The organism is Engelhardtia mirabilis, assembly GCF_007748095.1.
GTDB lineage: Bacteria > Planctomycetota > UBA1135 > UBA1135.
Genome location: NZ_CP036287.1, coordinates 6256656 through 6272358, shown reverse-complemented (window position 1 = coordinate 6272358; position 15703 = coordinate 6256656). Strand labels below are relative to the sequence as shown.

The 15703-nt window shown below is 68.2% G+C and carries 13 protein-coding genes; 7 read left to right on the top strand and 6 right to left on the bottom strand.

The genetic code is table 11. The annotated features are described in order from the left end of the window. Nucleotides 1–259: 259 nt before the first annotated feature. Together Pla133_RS23140 and Pla133_RS23135 are read left to right on the top strand one after the other, a co-directional pair. Nucleotides 260–1501 carry a MarR family transcriptional regulator gene (locus Pla133_RS23140; RefSeq protein ID WP_145069744.1) on the top strand — a complete coding sequence of 414 codons (1242 nt, stop codon included), beginning with the start codon at nt 260–262 and terminating at the stop codon, nt 1499–1501. After that, the gene (locus Pla133_RS23135; protein WP_419191881.1) at nt 1498–2310 is read left to right on the top strand and encodes a GSU2403 family nucleotidyltransferase fold protein; all 813 of its coding nucleotides are present in this window, start codon (nt 1498–1500) and stop codon (nt 2308–2310) included. Before Pla133_RS23140 ends, Pla133_RS23135 begins: the two co-directional genes overlap by 4 nt. A gap of 195 nt (nt 2311–2505) precedes the next feature. Here the strand turns inward: Pla133_RS23135 and Pla133_RS23130 are convergent, their stop codons facing one another. Further along, entirely contained in the window at nt 2506–3000 is a 495-nt protein-coding gene (locus Pla133_RS23130; protein ID WP_145069740.1) for a hypothetical protein, read from the bottom strand. Between the two features lie 238 nt (nt 3001–3238). Between Pla133_RS23130 and Pla133_RS23125 the strand changes: the two genes are divergently transcribed. From Pla133_RS23125 to Pla133_RS23105, 5 genes are all read left to right on the top strand, one after another. Next, on the top strand, nt 3239–4327 hold the full coding sequence (locus Pla133_RS23125; protein WP_145069738.1) for a Fic family protein: 1089 nt from the start codon (nt 3239–3241) through the stop codon (nt 4325–4327). Between the two features lie 27 nt (nt 4328–4354). Further along, entirely contained in the window at nt 4355–5281 is a 927-nt protein-coding gene (locus tag Pla133_RS23120) for a hypothetical protein (RefSeq protein ID WP_145069735.1), read from the top strand. A 10-nt stretch (nt 5282–5291) separates the two neighbouring features. Continuing rightward, nucleotides 5292–7727: a hypothetical protein gene (locus Pla133_RS23115; protein WP_145069733.1), complete on the top strand. Its 2436-nt coding sequence runs from the start codon at nt 5292–5294 to the stop codon at nt 7725–7727. A gap of 195 nt (nt 7728–7922) precedes the next feature. Then, nucleotides 7923–9458, top strand: coding sequence for a DUF2357 domain-containing protein (locus Pla133_RS23110; protein ID WP_145069731.1), 1536 nt, complete (start codon nt 7923–7925; stop codon nt 9456–9458). Nucleotides 9459–9589: 131 nt separating this feature from the next. After that, nucleotides 9590–11221 carry an FG-GAP repeat protein gene (locus Pla133_RS23105; RefSeq protein WP_419191879.1) on the top strand — a complete coding sequence of 544 codons (1632 nt, stop codon included), beginning with the start codon at nt 9590–9592 and terminating at the stop codon, nt 11219–11221. A gap of 47 nt (nt 11222–11268) precedes the next feature. On the opposite strand, the gene Pla133_RS23100 is transcribed toward Pla133_RS23105, so the two are convergent. The 5 genes from Pla133_RS23100 to Pla133_RS23080 form a co-directional block, all read right to left on the bottom strand. Then, entirely contained in the window at nt 11269–11640 is a 372-nt protein-coding gene (locus tag Pla133_RS23100; protein ID WP_145069727.1) for a hypothetical protein, read from the bottom strand. Nucleotides 11641–11756: 116 nt separating this feature from the next. Beyond that, nucleotides 11757–12956, bottom strand: a complete 1200-nt coding sequence (locus tag Pla133_RS23095) for an AAA family ATPase (RefSeq protein WP_419191878.1) — start codon at nt 12954–12956, stop codon at nt 11757–11759. A 229-nt stretch (nt 12957–13185) separates the two neighbouring features. Beyond that, nucleotides 13186–13446, bottom strand: coding sequence for a hypothetical protein (locus Pla133_RS23090; RefSeq protein ID WP_145069725.1), 261 nt, complete (start codon nt 13444–13446; stop codon nt 13186–13188). Further along, entirely contained in the window at nt 13443–13658 is a 216-nt protein-coding gene (locus Pla133_RS23085) for a hypothetical protein (protein ID WP_145069723.1), read from the bottom strand. The genes Pla133_RS23090 and Pla133_RS23085 overlap by 4 nt, the downstream gene beginning before the upstream one ends. A gap of 210 nt (nt 13659–13868) precedes the next feature. After that, nucleotides 13869–15677, bottom strand: a complete 1809-nt coding sequence (locus Pla133_RS23080) for an ATP-dependent nuclease (RefSeq protein WP_145069721.1) — start codon at nt 15675–15677, stop codon at nt 13869–13871. Nucleotides 15678–15703: the final 26 nt, after the last annotated feature.

Here is a 15703-nt window from a genome sequence, read left to right as displayed (position 1 = left end):
GGCCTGTGGGGGCGTCGAATGGCCGGCCGGGGATGAGCGGGTGCTAACGGTGGGCGGGGCGGAAGCGGACGTGGCCTCGGTCGAGGCATTGTGCCAACGGGCTTCCAATCAGGAGGTTACGGCTCCTATGGGCGGTCTCATGGAAGCTTCGTGGGAGGGTAGCTCCAGGGAGCGGGCTCCTGCGTATATGGGCAAGGTTGCGTATATGGAGGAACATGCCTATATAAGGTCCCATGATCGCCGATGACCCGGGCTCCCCATGACCAGCAAGATCCAACTGCTCCTGTCCGCCGCCTCGACGCGACTCTCGGGCGTCCTCGAAGGCGAAGGTTGGACCGTCGACGATCCGGTCGAGCTCGAGGTCGATGGAGCTCGAGGGTCGCGACACCCGACAGTTATCCCATTCGGTCGTGCCAACGACCGTTACGAAGCCCATCTACGGGGCGCGGTGGGTAGCGCCGGCTTCGACACCCTGCGCCGCGCCCTGGCCGACGGCCTGCTGACCGGCCAGGCGGCGAGCCGCGAACGAGGTCGTCGCCCGATGGCGATCGTCGTCGCGACGCCCATCTCGGCCGCGATGATCGAGAGGCTCGGCGAGTACTGCCGCTGGGTCGACGGCGAGGCCGCCTGGGGCGTCGTGGACCCCCACGGCATCGTGAGTCTGTTCGATCCGCAGCACGCCGAGGGCGGCGCTGGAGCTCTGCTCAGCGCCGAACCTGCAGCGGACTCCGCTCGCACCAACCCCGCCGCGCAGCCGGCGGCCCGAGCCAAGCTCTTCACCGACCTCCGCCAATGGATGCTCAAGGTCCTCCTGGCTCCACGCGTCGACGAGGACCTGCTGACGGCCGATCGCGGTCCGATCCGCAACGCGACCGACCTGGCCGACCGCGCCCGGGTGTCGACGTCGATGGTCTCGCGCTTCCTCGCGGATCTCGAGGACCACGGCTTCCTCGAACGCTCGACGCGATCCCTGCGCCTGGTTCGACTCCGGGATCTCCTCGACGCATGGAGGAGCGACACGGTAGGGCAGGCGCGAGACGTCCGCGTGCGGTTCGACCTACCGTCGGGCGACCCCGCGAAGCAGCTGCGGCGACTGCTCGAACTCGAATCGAAGGAGCGCCGCCGGCAACTGGAGCAAGGTCCGGGCCATCGCCGTCCCTGGATGTGCCTCGGCCTGTTCGAAGCGTGCCGCAGCCTGGGCCTTGGCCACGTGCTCGGTGGCCCGATCCACTTCTACCACGAGGATCCCGACACGACCCTGACCCCGCGGCTCGACAGCCTCGGCCTACACCGAGTCGATGATCGGTCAGCACAGGACATCTACCTTCGACGACCGACGGCGCCGCAGTCGGTCTTCAGGGGCGCCGTCGTCCGCGACGGGGTGCCGACGGCGGACGTGCTGCAGTGCTGGCTCGACGTGGTGGACCACCCGACCCGCGGGGCCGAGCAGGCGCAAGAGATCATGGAACGGATCGGGCTCCTGGACGAGGGGGGGTCGTGACCGAGCAAGTGCTGAAGCGTGCCGCAGGGGCCCTGGCGAGCCAGGGACATCGTCTCGTCGTGGTCGGGGGCACGGCCCATCGCCTGTTCAGGCACCACGAGCTGGCCTCGACCGCGGCCTTCGAGCCGGTCCGGACCGAGGATGTAGACATCGCCGCGAACCGCGACCTCGAGGTCGCCCTGCGGAGCGACGCGAGGATCCTGCATGCCCTCGAAGCGTCAGGGTTCGTCGAGGCCCTGTCGGGCAGCGAGCGAGCCAAGCACCGCTACGTCCTCCCTGGCACCGAGGGCTACCTCGAGTTCATCGCGCCCAGGACCGGCGGTCTCGCACGGGAACCCCAGGCCTTCGGCGGCGTCGTCGCCGAGCGCCTGGAAGGAGTGGATCTCCTGCTGCACGAGCCCTGGACCTGCCGTTTGGAGTCCGAGGGGGACGAGACCCTGCACGTCGTCAACCCGATCGCGTACCTGTGCCAGAAGATGTTGGTGCTTCCCCAGCGCGAGGCCGGGCCGAACCACCGCACGGGTGAGCACAAGCGCTCCAAGGACCTCCTGTACGTCTTCGACACGCTGACCCTCTTCGCCCCGGACCTCGGCGTGCTGGTGGATCGGGCGTCGGTCCTGCGGCCCGAGCTCACGGCGAAGCGCGCGAAGAAGATCCGCGAGTCGATCGATCGGTTCTGTTCGGCGGACAACGACGACCTCTCGCGTGCGCCGGAGATCGCTCGACAGCAACGGCCTGCGGTGCCCACGGCGGCACAGATGGCCGATGCGATGCGGCGGGAGTTGCCGCGGCTCTTGCTGGGCTCCTGACGAGCTGAGGGTTCCTGTTCAGTGGGCCTCATTGGCCGCGTGCGACTGTCTGCGTGACACACGTGCAGCGCGTGACAGTTGCCTGCGCGGGGCCCGCGCGCGCAGTAGTCGCGGACCTCCACGGCGAAGGCCTGATGGCCGACCAGCCTCGCGAGCCGAGCGGCGGCCGCCTCGAGCCGCGCGGGGTTCGGATCATCAGTTCGGATCATGAAGGCGCCTGCGCTCGAGCTCCGCGACGGCGAGTCCCCGTTCGCGCGTCGCGCCACACCGAACGCCATCGACGAGGGCGAGCAGTTCGTACATGGCCGGGTCCTTGCGCGCGATCGCCGGGACCGTGCGATAGAGCGGCTCGATCACCTGTCCTCGGACCTCGCCATCGGGGTCGGCCCAGACCAGGGGCGGGTCGGAGCCCGGCTGGTCCAGGTCGGAGAGTGGCGGGGCGCTGCGACCGGTGGGCAACCCTCGGCCGACCCGACCCGGCGAGACGAAGTAGGCGTACCGAGCCCCATGGGTCAGGAACTCGAGCAGCGCCCCCCGAATGACGGACGGCTTGGCCTTCGGTTGCACCCCAGGTCCCAGGATCCCGGCCGCGACGCCTCGGTCGACTGACGCCTTGGTTTCCGAGAGGCTGAGCTCGAGGGCGGTCGCGAGCTCCTGGCCGGCCAGGTAGAGCGCCGTGACAATGTCCAAGGGCTTCAAAGACAGGAGGTTGCGGGATTCGCGAAACGCGTAGACACCACCCATTGGGCCTGAAGCAGCCGGCACGATTCGGCCTGCCGGCCGTTCCCGGGCCCGCGTCCTGTCGGAGCGTGCTGCCTGGTACTTGCTAGGACGTGGTAACTTCCGCCTCGGTTCTTGACGCGTTTGGCCGACCTGTCACTCGGGCTAACACGTCCTGAGGCCGCCCGGCTCCGACCCCCAACCCGCCATGTCTCCCTGGGATCCGACCCGCCCCTACGACGAGCTCCCCCTACTGCCCCCCCCGGGCGAACTCGAGACCAAGGCGGTCCTCAAGCGGTGCATCGACGCCAGTCGTGCCCTCGCCGAGGTCGGCCAGGCCGCCGGCCGTCTCCCGAGCCCAGAGATCCTGATCCGGACGATGCCCCTGCTCGAGGCCCAAGCCAGCTCAGCGATCGAGAACATCGTCACGACCACGGACGCGCTGTTCCGGGAGGTCGCGAGCGACGTCGCCGGCGACCCCGCGACGAAGGAGGCGCGTCGCTACGCGCAGGCCCTGCTCGAGGCCTTCGGCGACCTGGAGCGGCGACCGATCACCACCGGCCTCGCCGAGCGCATCTGCACCCGGCTCCGCGGCATCGACATGACCGTACGGTCGGTCCCCGGCACGACCCTGAGGAACGCCCAGACCGGCGAGGTCGTGTACACGCCACCGAGCGGCGAAGGGCACCTGCGACAGCTCGTCGCCAACTGGGAGCGCTTCGTCAACGAAGAGCAGGAGCCGGACCCGCTCGTCCGCCTCGCGGTCGCCCACTACCAGTTCGAGGCGATCCACCCCTTCATCGACGGCAACGGGCGGACCGGTCGGATCCTGAACAGCCTGTTCCTCGTCCAGGCGGGCCTCCTCCCCCTGCCGATCGTCTATCTGAGCCGGTACATCATCGCGCACCGCGATGAGTACTACTGCAGCCTGCGCGCGGTCACTAGCGACGACGCTTGGGAGCCGTGGATCCTGTACGTGCTGGACGGGATCGCTCAGACGTCGAGGTGGACCCTGGCGAGGGTCGAGGCGATCGAGCTCCTGATGGGCCAGACGGCCGCGGAGCTTCGCGAGGCGGCACCGAAGCTCTACAGCCACGAACTCGTCCAACTGCTATTCGAACGGCCCTACTGTCGGATCGGCGACGTCACGGAACGCTGCGAAGTCGTGCGCCAGACGGCTTCGAAGTGGTTGCGCGAGCTCGCGACAATCGGGATCCTGCGCGAGGAGGTGCACGGGCGCGAGAAGCTGTTCGTGTTTCCGCGGTACCTGAAGCTGTTGACGAGTGATGATCTTTAGCCGAGGCCGGTTCGAGAAGGAGAGCCAATGCCCGACCTGTCGACCGATGCCGGCCTGCGAGCCGCGTGTGACGAGTTGCTCGCCGAGCCCGAGGTCTTCGCCGAGCGCCTGCCGTGGTATCCGGACTTCGAGCAGTTAGTCGCCGATTGGCTCGCCGCCGATCGTGAGGGCCGCGCCGACCTAGAGCTGCATCGGCGGCTGTGGATCGACCATCCCGTCCCGTTGAGTCGGCACGCATTCGGCTTTCCGGCCGCGGCGTTGGACGACGAGGGCTGGCGCGAGTGGTTCGCGGAGTGGAGCGTCCAGCCACACGTGGCGGAAGACCTGGAACAGCACGACGTTGATCGTGATGCCGCGGTAAGCGACGTAGTCGACGATGCGCTCCGTGTCGGGGTCGAGCTCGGCGGCCACGATGACGATCTGGTGAGTGTCACCGAGCGTGTCCTCATCGAGGGGCGCACCGAAGCGGGCGTGAAAGTCCTCGCTCAGGCTGCGGCCGTCGGTGTATGCGCGGTAGATCCGGATGACGTCGGTCGCGACGAGCCTATCGATCGAGGTCGCGTAGACGAGCGCCTGGGCGAGAACTTCGCGGGGCGTCTATTCGCGCTTGATTTCGATCACGACGAGCGAGCCGTCGGGCGCGACGGCGAGGAGGTCGATGAACTCGCCGTGCTCGTTCCGGACCTGGCGGTCGGTGAGCATCCACTCGCCGGACAGGATCGCCGGCGCTTGCTCCATCATCCGCTCAAGGTCCAGCTCGGTGGCCAGGCGAGCGCGGGAGAAGAGGGGTGGGCATGTCGCCGGTCTTCCAGATGGCGTGGTGGATCGGCATCGACTCGGGGGAGCAAGGGGCTCGAGGGCTGCTGCCGGATGCTCGCCTGTGAGACCGAGGGTTGCCGTGCGGGCCCGCGCCAAATCTTGGAGTCGAGTTCCGTTGTGATCGTCGACGGCTAATCTATCGATCATGAAGAAGAAGCGGAGCGGCCAATCACGTGGCAAGGAGCGACCGAAGAAGAATCGCAAGCAGCGAGGACAGGGCGCGTCGAAGCAGACGGGCAAGCCCCGCAGGCGTCAGGCCGCGCCGACCCCTCAGTCAATGCCCATGCGGCCGTCGATCAACGGCCTGACCGATCCGGCTACCGTGATGTGCTGGTGCAAGCGACTGCTTGACCCCTCGGTCCCACACGACATGGAGAATCGATGGGACGGATATCGGCCTCCCGACGACGTGAGCGGCGCGCTCAGCCTCGTCCGCGGATTCATCGAAGATAGTGCGCGACTTCAAGCGTGTCGTGAGATCAAAGAGCGAACTGGCGAGTGGCCCGATTGGTTCCGAGACGCAGATCTCAAGATTGATCTCTACGAGTATGCGAAGTGCTTTCTCGAGGACCCTAGCGAAGTCCACCTGAAGATCGCTAGGACAGCGGCGTGGATCTACCTACAGCCAGACTGGCCTGACCTGCCCACGATCATCGAGGAGGTCGGCCTCCCATCGTGGATGACGGCGGCGGCGGCCGACGCGCGCATGGCCTTCAAATCGCTCGCGGCTGAGCGCCAAGAGGCGACTCGACAGCGCGAGCGCCCGCTGGAGATGCGGCCGCACCCTGGCATAGCCCTCGCGCACCTCCCGGGGGTCGCGGGCCAGCCTCGGCGAGCGCTCTCTCCTTCCGAGGCACGATTGCACCTCGAAGGCGTGGCCGCGTCGATCGAGTCCGAGATCCGGATCTTGGACCTGGCTGCAGCTTCGCCCGCGAGCCGGCTGGTCGATCCAGCCGAGCACGGCGCGCGGTCGGCTTTTGCCGCGATCGAGTACTTGGGTGCGCTCGATTCTGGTACGGCGACGCAGCAGGGCGCCGGCATGAGGACCTTCAAGTTCTACCTGCAGGAGCTCCGGCCATTTGCCTTGGCGCTGTATCGCGCTTGCCGCAACCCGATTGCCCACGGGCTGGGCACGCGACGAGCTACGTTTCATGCGGGGCAATCCTCGCTCGACGGACGGGACAGGGTCGTGACTGTTGTGCCGACTTGGAGTGACTCCGAGCCCGAAGCTGTGCGCTGTCGCGAGCAAGTTGAACATCAGCAGGAGATCGAGGTCAACTTCCGAGTCCTGCTCGTCGAGGCCAAGGCCGCGGCGATCGCGATGGCAGAGGTGATAGAGGAGCCTGACCGTCTCGAGCACTTCAACAAGGCCTGGCAGGAGGTAGCGGAGCCTCGGGCCGTCACGCTCGGCACGCAGTTGGCTCCGAAGACGCTCGACGAGCTGCACGCCGAGCCCCGAGAGGTAGACACGCCGCCTCTCGAGGCAAGGGTCGCGGTCATGTCGATAGGCGCGACCGAGCGTCACCCTAGCGGCCGACCTCTCACCCCTCGGCAGCAGCTCGAGGTGTACGAGTCGATCCTTCGGCTGATCGCGCGCCCCACCCTGGAGGAGTTGATCGACAACCTCGAGCCGTCTTCGGCCGTCGCCCTACGGCGAGCGATCGACGACAACGTCCCTGCATGGAGTTGGCTCCCGCGAAGCCTGTCGAGCGAGGCCGCGGGAGAGGTCCGAGCCGATCACGTTCCCCCGGGCGCCACGGCAGCTTCGAGAGTCACCAACAAGATCCTCGCACTGATCCCCCATCCACGGCGGAAACGCGGTCGGGATAGAGCGGACCCCTCGGCAATCGAACACTTGGAAGGGCTTCGGGTTCACCTCGACGAGGTCGGGCGACGGTTGTTGCCGTTGTCCGCTGCGCCGTTGGTCAACGAGTCCATCGGCACCCACTGGAGCATGATCCCGGTCAGGATCGGCTTCGCGTGCCTCGATCACCTCTGCCAGCTCACTGCCGATTCGGAGGTGGAGAAGACCGATGACCAGAATCTGCAGCAGCTCCGTGAAGCGTTCCTAGCCACCTGGTTCGACCTGCGGTACGCGGCCTACGCGCAGGTCTTGGGCGCCATGTTCCGTTACCCAGCGTTTCACCTCTTTGGGCCCAGGAACGTCACGATCGAGGAGCACGACGTGGCCTCGGTCGCCGGACCGTTGGTTCTGAGCTATTGCTTGATCGACTCCGAGAACCGAGCACTCGACTTCGACTTCGAGGGGCTGACCGTCGAGCACCTGCGTCGGGTCAGCGGCGCCTACTGGTCGTGGGCGGCGGAGGGCCGCCGCGTAAGGGTGCCGGCTCACTTTCTCCTCTTTTCACCCAAGCGGTTCCTTCGGGACTCGGCCAAAGCTGTCGAACGATTGACCCGAGCGGCGACCGAGGATCCTGTACTTTCTCGACGTATCGCCGACCGGCTCGCCGCCCTTTCCGCTCCGGCTGATTGGTCTGGAAGAACCGACGCGGTGCAGTCGATGGAGTCGCTGATTCGCGCTGGTTCCACGGTGCACGGGGGATCAGAGCAGGCAACCTAGGCATCGGCTTGAGCTGACCGACGACTGTCACGAGAGAGCTCGAGCGGCGTTACGAGCGAGTAGGGCGCGAGTGTTGCAAACTCGCACTCCACCGGACGGGTCCATCTGGCCGGCGAGTCCCTGCCTCACGATCCGAGCGTTGCCGCTGCCGGGACTACGAATCAGCCGCCGCGCCCAGTCGCGACCGTGCTGCGGGTGCGCACGACGTCCGGCAATCCGGAGGGCGCGCCGGAGCGCGTCGTCCCCGCGCCCGAGGTCACCGGCGGCTTCCGCGAGATCGGCCGCTACGAACTCGTCGATCCGACCGGCACCGTCGACGCCGTCGTCGTCGACGACGAGCCCCTGGAGCCCGCGCCGAACGCCCGCCTCGGTGAGCGCGCGTGGCGCTGGCTCCCGGGCTTCTACGCCGGCGAGGTCGCCGCCGAGGCCCGAATCGGCGATCGCGCCGTCGCGCGCTTTCGCCTCGACGTCTCGCCCGACCCGCGCAAGGCGGGCCGCGAGGTCTTCGACGCCATGGTCGACGAGCTGTGGGCCGAGGACCCCGCGCTCGTCCTCGGCGTCGAGCCCGCCACCACCCGCGTCGGGCGCCTCGACGCGGCGCAGAACCCCTGGATCGAGTTCGAGCGCCTGCGCCGCAACGCGCCGGCGTTCCTGCGCGCGCTCGACGAGGTGGTACGGCGCCCGCGCGCCCGCCTCGTGGCCGAGCGCGAGGACCGGCCGGCGCACCGGGTGCGCCGCGTGGATCGCGGGACGGCGCGCACGGCGCTACGGAACCCCGCGACGCTGGCGCTGCTGCGCCCGGGCCTCGAGGCGCCGACGGGTGCCGAGCCGCGGTTCGACGTCCCCCGCGTCACCGAGAGCCTGGACAGCGCCGCCAACCGCGCGCTCGCCGCCCTCGCCGCGGCGGCCCTGGCGCGGACGCGGTCGCTTCTGCGGGTCCTGGAGCGCCTCGCGCTGGCCGACGACGAGGAGAGCGCGACTCGCAGCGCCCTCGCCAAGCGCTGGCCCGAGCGTCGGCGCGTGCTCGTCGGCGTCGAGCGCGAGCTGACCCGCCGCCTGCGTCGCCAGCCGTTTCCGTCCGTCCGCCGCCACGAGGTGACGTCGGCGGGCCTGGTCGCCGTCGACGCCGACCCGGCCTACGCGCGGGCGTGGAGCTGTGGGTGGCGCGCCCTGCGCCGCGGCATCGGCGGCGAGCGCAACGCCGAGCGGCACTGGCTGAGCCCGACGTGGGAGGTGTACGAGCGATGGTGCTTCGTGCGGATGGCTCGGGAGCTACGGGACGAGCACGCCGAGCTGGCCTGGACCCGGAGCGTGCCCCGCGACCTGCACGTGAACGCCGACGCCGCTTGGAGCGGCGAAGCCAATGGCCGCCGGCTCACCATCCTCCTGCAGCCCAGGTTCCCGAGCCTCCCTTCGGGGTGCGAGGCGGGGCCCTGGTCGATCTCGAAGTCGCGGATCCCGGACATCGTGGTCGTCGACGAGGCCGACGGCCGCGATCTCCGGTTCGGCGTCTACGACGCCAAGTACCGCACGGCGCGAGCAAGCCTGATGGACGCGATGGCGAGCGCGCACATCTACCGGGACTCGCTGCGATGGGCCGGCCAACGGGTTGACGGGTCCGTCCTGCTCACTCCAGACGTGGCGCTCGCGCCGGAGCTGGCGACAACCGAGTACCTCGATCGGCACGGCTGCGGGGGTCGCCCCATGTTGCCCGACGTCGCCACTGGATGAGTCGGCCACGACAGGGCTCGCCCAGTTCTCTCGATTCGACGAGTGGGCCCATCACGACCGGGCGCAGTCGCTCCTCGACCCATGACCCGCAGGCTCGCATCCTGGCCGTCCGTGTGGGTAGTCTCGCCAACATGTGGACCCATTTCGCCGCGCTGCCCCTCGCGCTGCTCGCGCTCCCGTCCGACGATCCCATCTACGCCACCGAGGTAGCCAAGCTGCTGCCCACGACAGCCGCTTCCGGAGGCGGCTTCGGCAGCGCCCTCGCGCTCGACGGCCCGGTCGCGTTGATCGGCGACTCGAGCGCCAGCGTGGGTTCGTCGACGAACGCTGGCCGGGCGTTCATCTTCGTCGAGCAAGACGGTGTCTGGATCGAGGAAGCGGCTCTCTTCGCATCGGACGCAGCGAGCAGCGGCGCTTTCGCCTACGACGTCGCCCTGGATGGCGAAGTGGCGGTCGTCGGCGCGCCGCGCGTTGACCAGGGCGCGGCGCTCAACGTCGGAGCCGCCTATGTCTTTCGCCGAACGGGCGGGAGCTGGGTTCAGGAGGCGAAGCTGGTCGCGGCCGACGGGGCGGCGGGCGACCTCTTCGGGTGGTCGGTCGCCGTCGACGGGGCCACGATCCTCGTGGGCGCTGAAGAGGACGACCACAGCGGCTTCGAGCGCGCCGGGGCGGTCTACGTCTTCGAGTTCGGCGGCACGAGCTGGGTGGAGACGGCCAAGCTCACGGCGTCGGACTCGAACGACCTCCTGCAGTTCGGGCGAACACTCGCCTTGGACGGCGACACGGCGGTCGTCGGCGTCCCATACGCCGACACGTCGGATGGGTCCAGTGTCGGAGCGGTCTACGTGTTCCAGCGCGAGGCCGGCGGTTGGGCCGAGGACGCCAAGCTCGTGGCGGACGATGGCGAGCCGTTCGACGAGCTCGGCGAAGCGGTGGCGATCGACGGTGACACCATCGCCGCGGGGGCCTATCGCGACTCCCACGCCGGCGGTGGTGGAGCGGGGTCGGTCTACGTCTTCGCTCGGACGGGGTCCGTCTGGAGCCAGTCCGCGAAGCTGGTCGCGACGGACGCGGGCTCCAACGACCAGTTCGGTGTCGCCGTCGCGGTCGAGGGCGACCGTCTGGCGGCCGGCGCGCGCCTCGAGGACCACGCCGGCGGCGTCGACGCCGGATCGACCTACCTGTTCGAGCGTGATGCCGCCGGGTGGAACGAGGTCCAGAAGCTGACGGCGTCCGACGCGAATGGCGGGGACCAGTTCGGCTACCGCGTCGCCCTTGCGGGCGAGCGACTCCTCGTGGGCGCCTACCGGGCCGTCCAGGTGACCGGCACCGGCGCCGCCTACGTCTTCGACCTGCTCGACCCCTGTCCCGGGTCGGTCGCGAGCTATGGCACGGGCTGCGCCGGAACGGGCGGCTTCGTGCCGACGTTGACGTTGGACGGCTGCCTCGCCTCCGGTGCGCGCTTCACGCTCGGGGTGTCGAACGCCGTGGCGCCGAGCGTCGCGTTCGTCGTCTTCGGCGGCGGGGCCGGAGATCTGCCTCTTGCCGGCGGCTGCACGATCCTCCTCGACCCGATCCTGCCGGGGCCGTGGGCGCTCCCGATGGGGGGCGCGGGCGCCGGTTCGGGCGAGGTGACCCTCACGACCAGCTTTCCGGTGGTGCCCGGGGGATTCGACCTGACCCTGCAGGCGGCCGTGCTGGATCCGGGGGCAGCGCTCGGGTTCGCGCTGAGTCAGGGGCTGGCGCTCGCGGTGGGGCCCTGACGGAGAGTCGCCGGCGCGATCGACGGGCGCCGAACCGCGCCGGGCGATCAGCGACGGCGGGGTCGAGGGGCGACGCCGTTCAGCCCGAGCCGGGCGGCCGAGGCCGGCCTCGACACCAGGCGCACGCCCTCTTGGTCGAGCCGCAGGCGGTCTCTCTCGAACGGCCCGAAGTCGCTGCGGCCGGAGGGGATCCACACCCAGGCATGGACGCGTTCGCTCGCACGCAGCTCCCGCGCGAGGAGCCGTTCGCTCGCGCGGCGCTTCTCGAGGATCTCCGTGACGTTGCCGGCTTTGACCGGGTGGATCTCCACCGCGACCAGGCGTCCGGTCTCTCGAGCGCCGAGCAGGTAGTCCCACGACCGCGCGGTCCCGCGCGACGCCGCCGTCGCCGAGTCGAGGTCGAGGCTGTCTTCGATCATCGGTCGAGCCGGTTTCTCGATCGATCCGCGATCGCGCCGTCGCATGGCTCGCACGCCGGCCTTCACCTGCGCCCGGAGCGGGCTCTTCGCCTTCAGCGCGCCTTCGACCGGCCCCGTCATCGCCGCGACGCCTCGACCGCGCGCCGGACCGTCTCGCCGAAGTGCGAGCCGAACCCCGCCAGGCCACCCCAGCCGGACACGTCGTCGTCCTCGGACCCCGGATCCAGGCTGGAGATGTCTTTCGACACCACACCGTCAGGCCCGTGCTTGAGCAGGAACGTCCGCAGGGAGCGACCCCTGTCCAGGGCCGCGTTCGCGACGTCCTTCGTCTTCCCTCGTGCCGGGACGTCGAAGGCGTCGCAGACGAACTCGGGGCCCGCTCCGATCTCACGCAGGCGGCGGAGCATCCAGACCGCCGAGAGGACCAGCGGCGAGTGCGTCGAGACGACCACTCGATAGCCGCGGGACAGCAGTTCGAGGCACAGCAGGAGGACCACCGTGATCGCTTCGGGATGCAGGCCCATCTCGGGCTCCTCGATCACGACCCATTCGAGGTGCTCGTCCTTGGTCTGCTTGCGCGGAGGGAGCGCGCTGTAGAGACCGAAGAGCAGCGGCGTGAACTCACGCTGTCCCGAGGTCCAGGTCATGAACGGGAGCTGGACGTCCCCGTGAGTGAGATGCAGCCGACGCACCCGCCCCTCGTCCTCCCGTAGCGAGACCTCACCGCCGTGGAAGACGGCGGCGTCGATCCGGTCGCGGTACTCGCTCTTCAGGACGCGCTCGCGTGGGAACAGGGCGCCGCCGTCCAGGGCTGGGCGGAACAGCTCGAACAGCCACTGGCTGAACAGGCGTGCCACCACCGGCGTGTCGGGGCCGAGCTTCTGGAAGGGTTGGGCCCAGCCGTCGTTGATCAGGAGCGCGCGGTGGGCGGGGATGTAGAGCAGCCGCGCCTTGCCTTGCTTGTCGCCCCGCCTCGAGAGGGAGCCCGGATCGACGGCGCGGTTCTCCCACCGGACCGAGCTGTCGGCGCTCCAGCCGCTGCCCATGCCGACGCCGAAGATCAGATCGACGAGGTGCGCCGGCTCGTCCGCCGGGTGCCCGGCGTCGGTCAGCGCCTTGACGATGTTCCGGCCGTCGAGCGCCGCCTTGAGCCATTGCAGGGTCAGGCTCTTGCCCGACGCCTGCGGCCCGACGAGGACCGTCAGGTCCCCGAACGCGATGTCCACCGAGCGCAGGTGGGCGAAGTTCTCGATCTGGAGCCGGCTCATACCGTCCTCGCGGTCCTCGGAATCCGAGCTGTCGACGGGCTTGGCCATGCTGGGGGAGGGCAGAGGGCGAGGCGCCCTGCCGCCCAGCTAGACCGGCCCGCGGCCCAGAAGGTTACCGCTGAGACCCGAGATTTCGAGCGGGCGTGCAGTGGCTCAGCGGACGGCCGCGATCCGCGGCACGCCGAGACCGGTAGCGAACCCGCGCCAGAGCGGTGCCGTCGAGGTGCTCGCGACCAGGCCGCGCAGCCCAGCACTTCTTCCTCCCAGAAGATCCGCACTAGCTCAGGCGACGGTGCAGCTCGGCGTTCTTGTCCAGAACGTAGGCGGCGACCTCCGCAAAGGTCGGCCGGTCGTCAGCGATCGCTGCGGCGTCCTCGCTGAAGTTGAATCGAATCGTCATCGGCGCGGGCGCAGGGCCCTGGATCGCGCCAAGGCTGATGCCGCTGAGCACGACCGTGGCCGCGAACCCACCGGGAGCGAGCTCCGCGTCAGCCGCCAAGTAGCCGTCCTCGAACTCTCCTCTCGATCGGTCGGTCATTGGTCATCGCGCTCCGTGGCGATCAGGTCCGCGTGGTCGTCGTACTTGCGCTCGACCCAGCGAACGTCCTGGTGCTCTTCGATCGCGGCGATCTCGATCGGGCCTCCGACGGTCGGCGCACCGAGCCTGGAACGATACCACCGACACGTGAGATCAACGAGGAACTCGGCGAGGTCGATCGCGTCCTGGAGTGGCATGGCGAGGTGCGCCACCCACCCATATTCGGACCCGACCGTGTCTCGGAGAGGGTGGGCTTCAAGTGACGTTTGCGGCGCTCCTGCGCCCGGGCCTCGACGCGCCGCTCGGAACCGAGCCTCGCTTCGACGTCCCCCGCGTCACCGAGAGCCTGGACAGCGCCGCCAACCGCGCGCTAGCCGCCCTCGCCGCGGCGGCCCTGGCGCGGACGCGGTTGTGGAGGGCAGCTACTCCACTCGTGCTCCCACCGTGGGCTGCACGGCTGCTGCAGCCTCGGCTACCGCATGGCGAAGGTCGTCCATGCTGCTCCACTCAACGGCGCCTTCGGGGATCGCTTGGTCCGGAGAGAGAAGTGACCTGAGCAGCTGCTGAACACGCGCCATGGCTTCTGGCGATTCGGTAAGCCTCTTGACGGCTCGGTAGGGTTTGTCGGCGGTCGCTGTTGACTGAAGGTACGCTTCCTCGAAGTTGGGAACCGACGCAACAAGCCGAACCCGCTCAGTTTCGCGCCCGGGCGCAGTGGCATCCAGTATTCGTTGATTGGCCGCCCATGGCGACTGCGGGGCGTCGCTAATCGCATCTGAGTCGTGAAGGACTGAGTATCCTACGTTGAATTGATTCAAGATCTTCGCTACGGACGCGATTGTCCACTTGCCGCGAGCCCGAACGACGTGGACGTCGCTCGTATCGTCTTCGATCGAATTTGCTGCAAGTTGGAGGGCTGCATACTCGGTGTCGCCCTCGACTACGACGACGCGGCCGCCAAAGAAGAATTCGGCCACGTGCGGATCGCAGATGTTGAGCAGCTTTAGGTTCTGTCGGTCGTCGTCATCAAAATGAGCTTTCGAGGGTCGAAAGATCGTGCAGCCCGTGGCGGTGTGGTCGTCGTCGATCTCGACCCTGACGATCGATGTGTGGTCGCGGCGAAAATCGACGAAGACTGGCGAGTGTGTGGCGATCATGACCTGCCAGCCATCTCGCTCGGCGAGAGTGTAGAGTGCGTCGGCGGCCGACCGAATCCTGTCAGGGTGGAGCGACAGCTCAGGTTCATCAACGATGAGGAGGTCTGTCGGCATGTTTGTCTCACCGTCCGCGCTCGACTCTGCTAGGGCCATCAGAGTCGCCCAGAAGAGGGCCCTGCATGTTCCGCTTCCTTGACGCGAAAGATCGGTTGCCTGTTCAGCTGTTCGCCCCATGCGGAGAATGGGCGCTGACTTGAAAAGCGAAAGCGACTTCTCGAGCTGATCTTCTGCTCGGGCGTCCACTCGGACATTGAAGCCGCCGAAGACGCTGCCGAGGTGCTCGGATATTCGAGCCTCGATGCCAGCGACAGCGCCGCGTTCGGCTTCCGCGAGGCTGCTCTGGAGTGAAGCGAGCTGGGCCGTGAGCTCACGGTATGCCTGGCCATTAGGTCCCTCGTCTTCGCGGAGGTTCTTCTGTCGCTTCTTCAGCGCGGAAGACAGGATCCCTGATACGCGATCCGAGATGTCCGCTGGGGTCATGAAGGGGCCAACTACGTGAGGCCGCGGACGATTCGGCTTCGCTACTCCAGCGAACCCCCAGGGCTTCTCATCGACAAATTGACCGAGTTCGACATCGAAGCCCTGCCGGACCGGCTTGGCCCCCGGGATATGCCAAACCCAGCGTTCTTTGACGAGCCTCTCTCCTGTTTCCGTGTCGGCATAGATGTACTTTGCGGCGGGTGGACGGCCACCCCCAAGAGCGGTTGTCGTCTCGATCGTTGGGAGGGCGTTCTCAATGACCTGTCGATTGGGGAAGTCGTCGAGGTCGAGCGCTTCATCTCCCGTTCCTTCCGCCATCACGAGCTCATAGGCCCTAAGAATCGATGACTTACCTGCATTGTTCGGTCCAACGAGGACCACGATGTCATCCAGCTCAATCTCGACCCCTGTGGCGCCGATTGCTCGGAAGTTGCGGACGAGGATACTTCTGAGTCGTCCAGGGCGGTCAGGCTCGGTGTCTACGGCGGTTGCCGCTAGTTCTTCAATCTCAGGGGCAGCGTCGTGCTCCGGCATTGTCTCTCCTCGATTCTATGGACGTT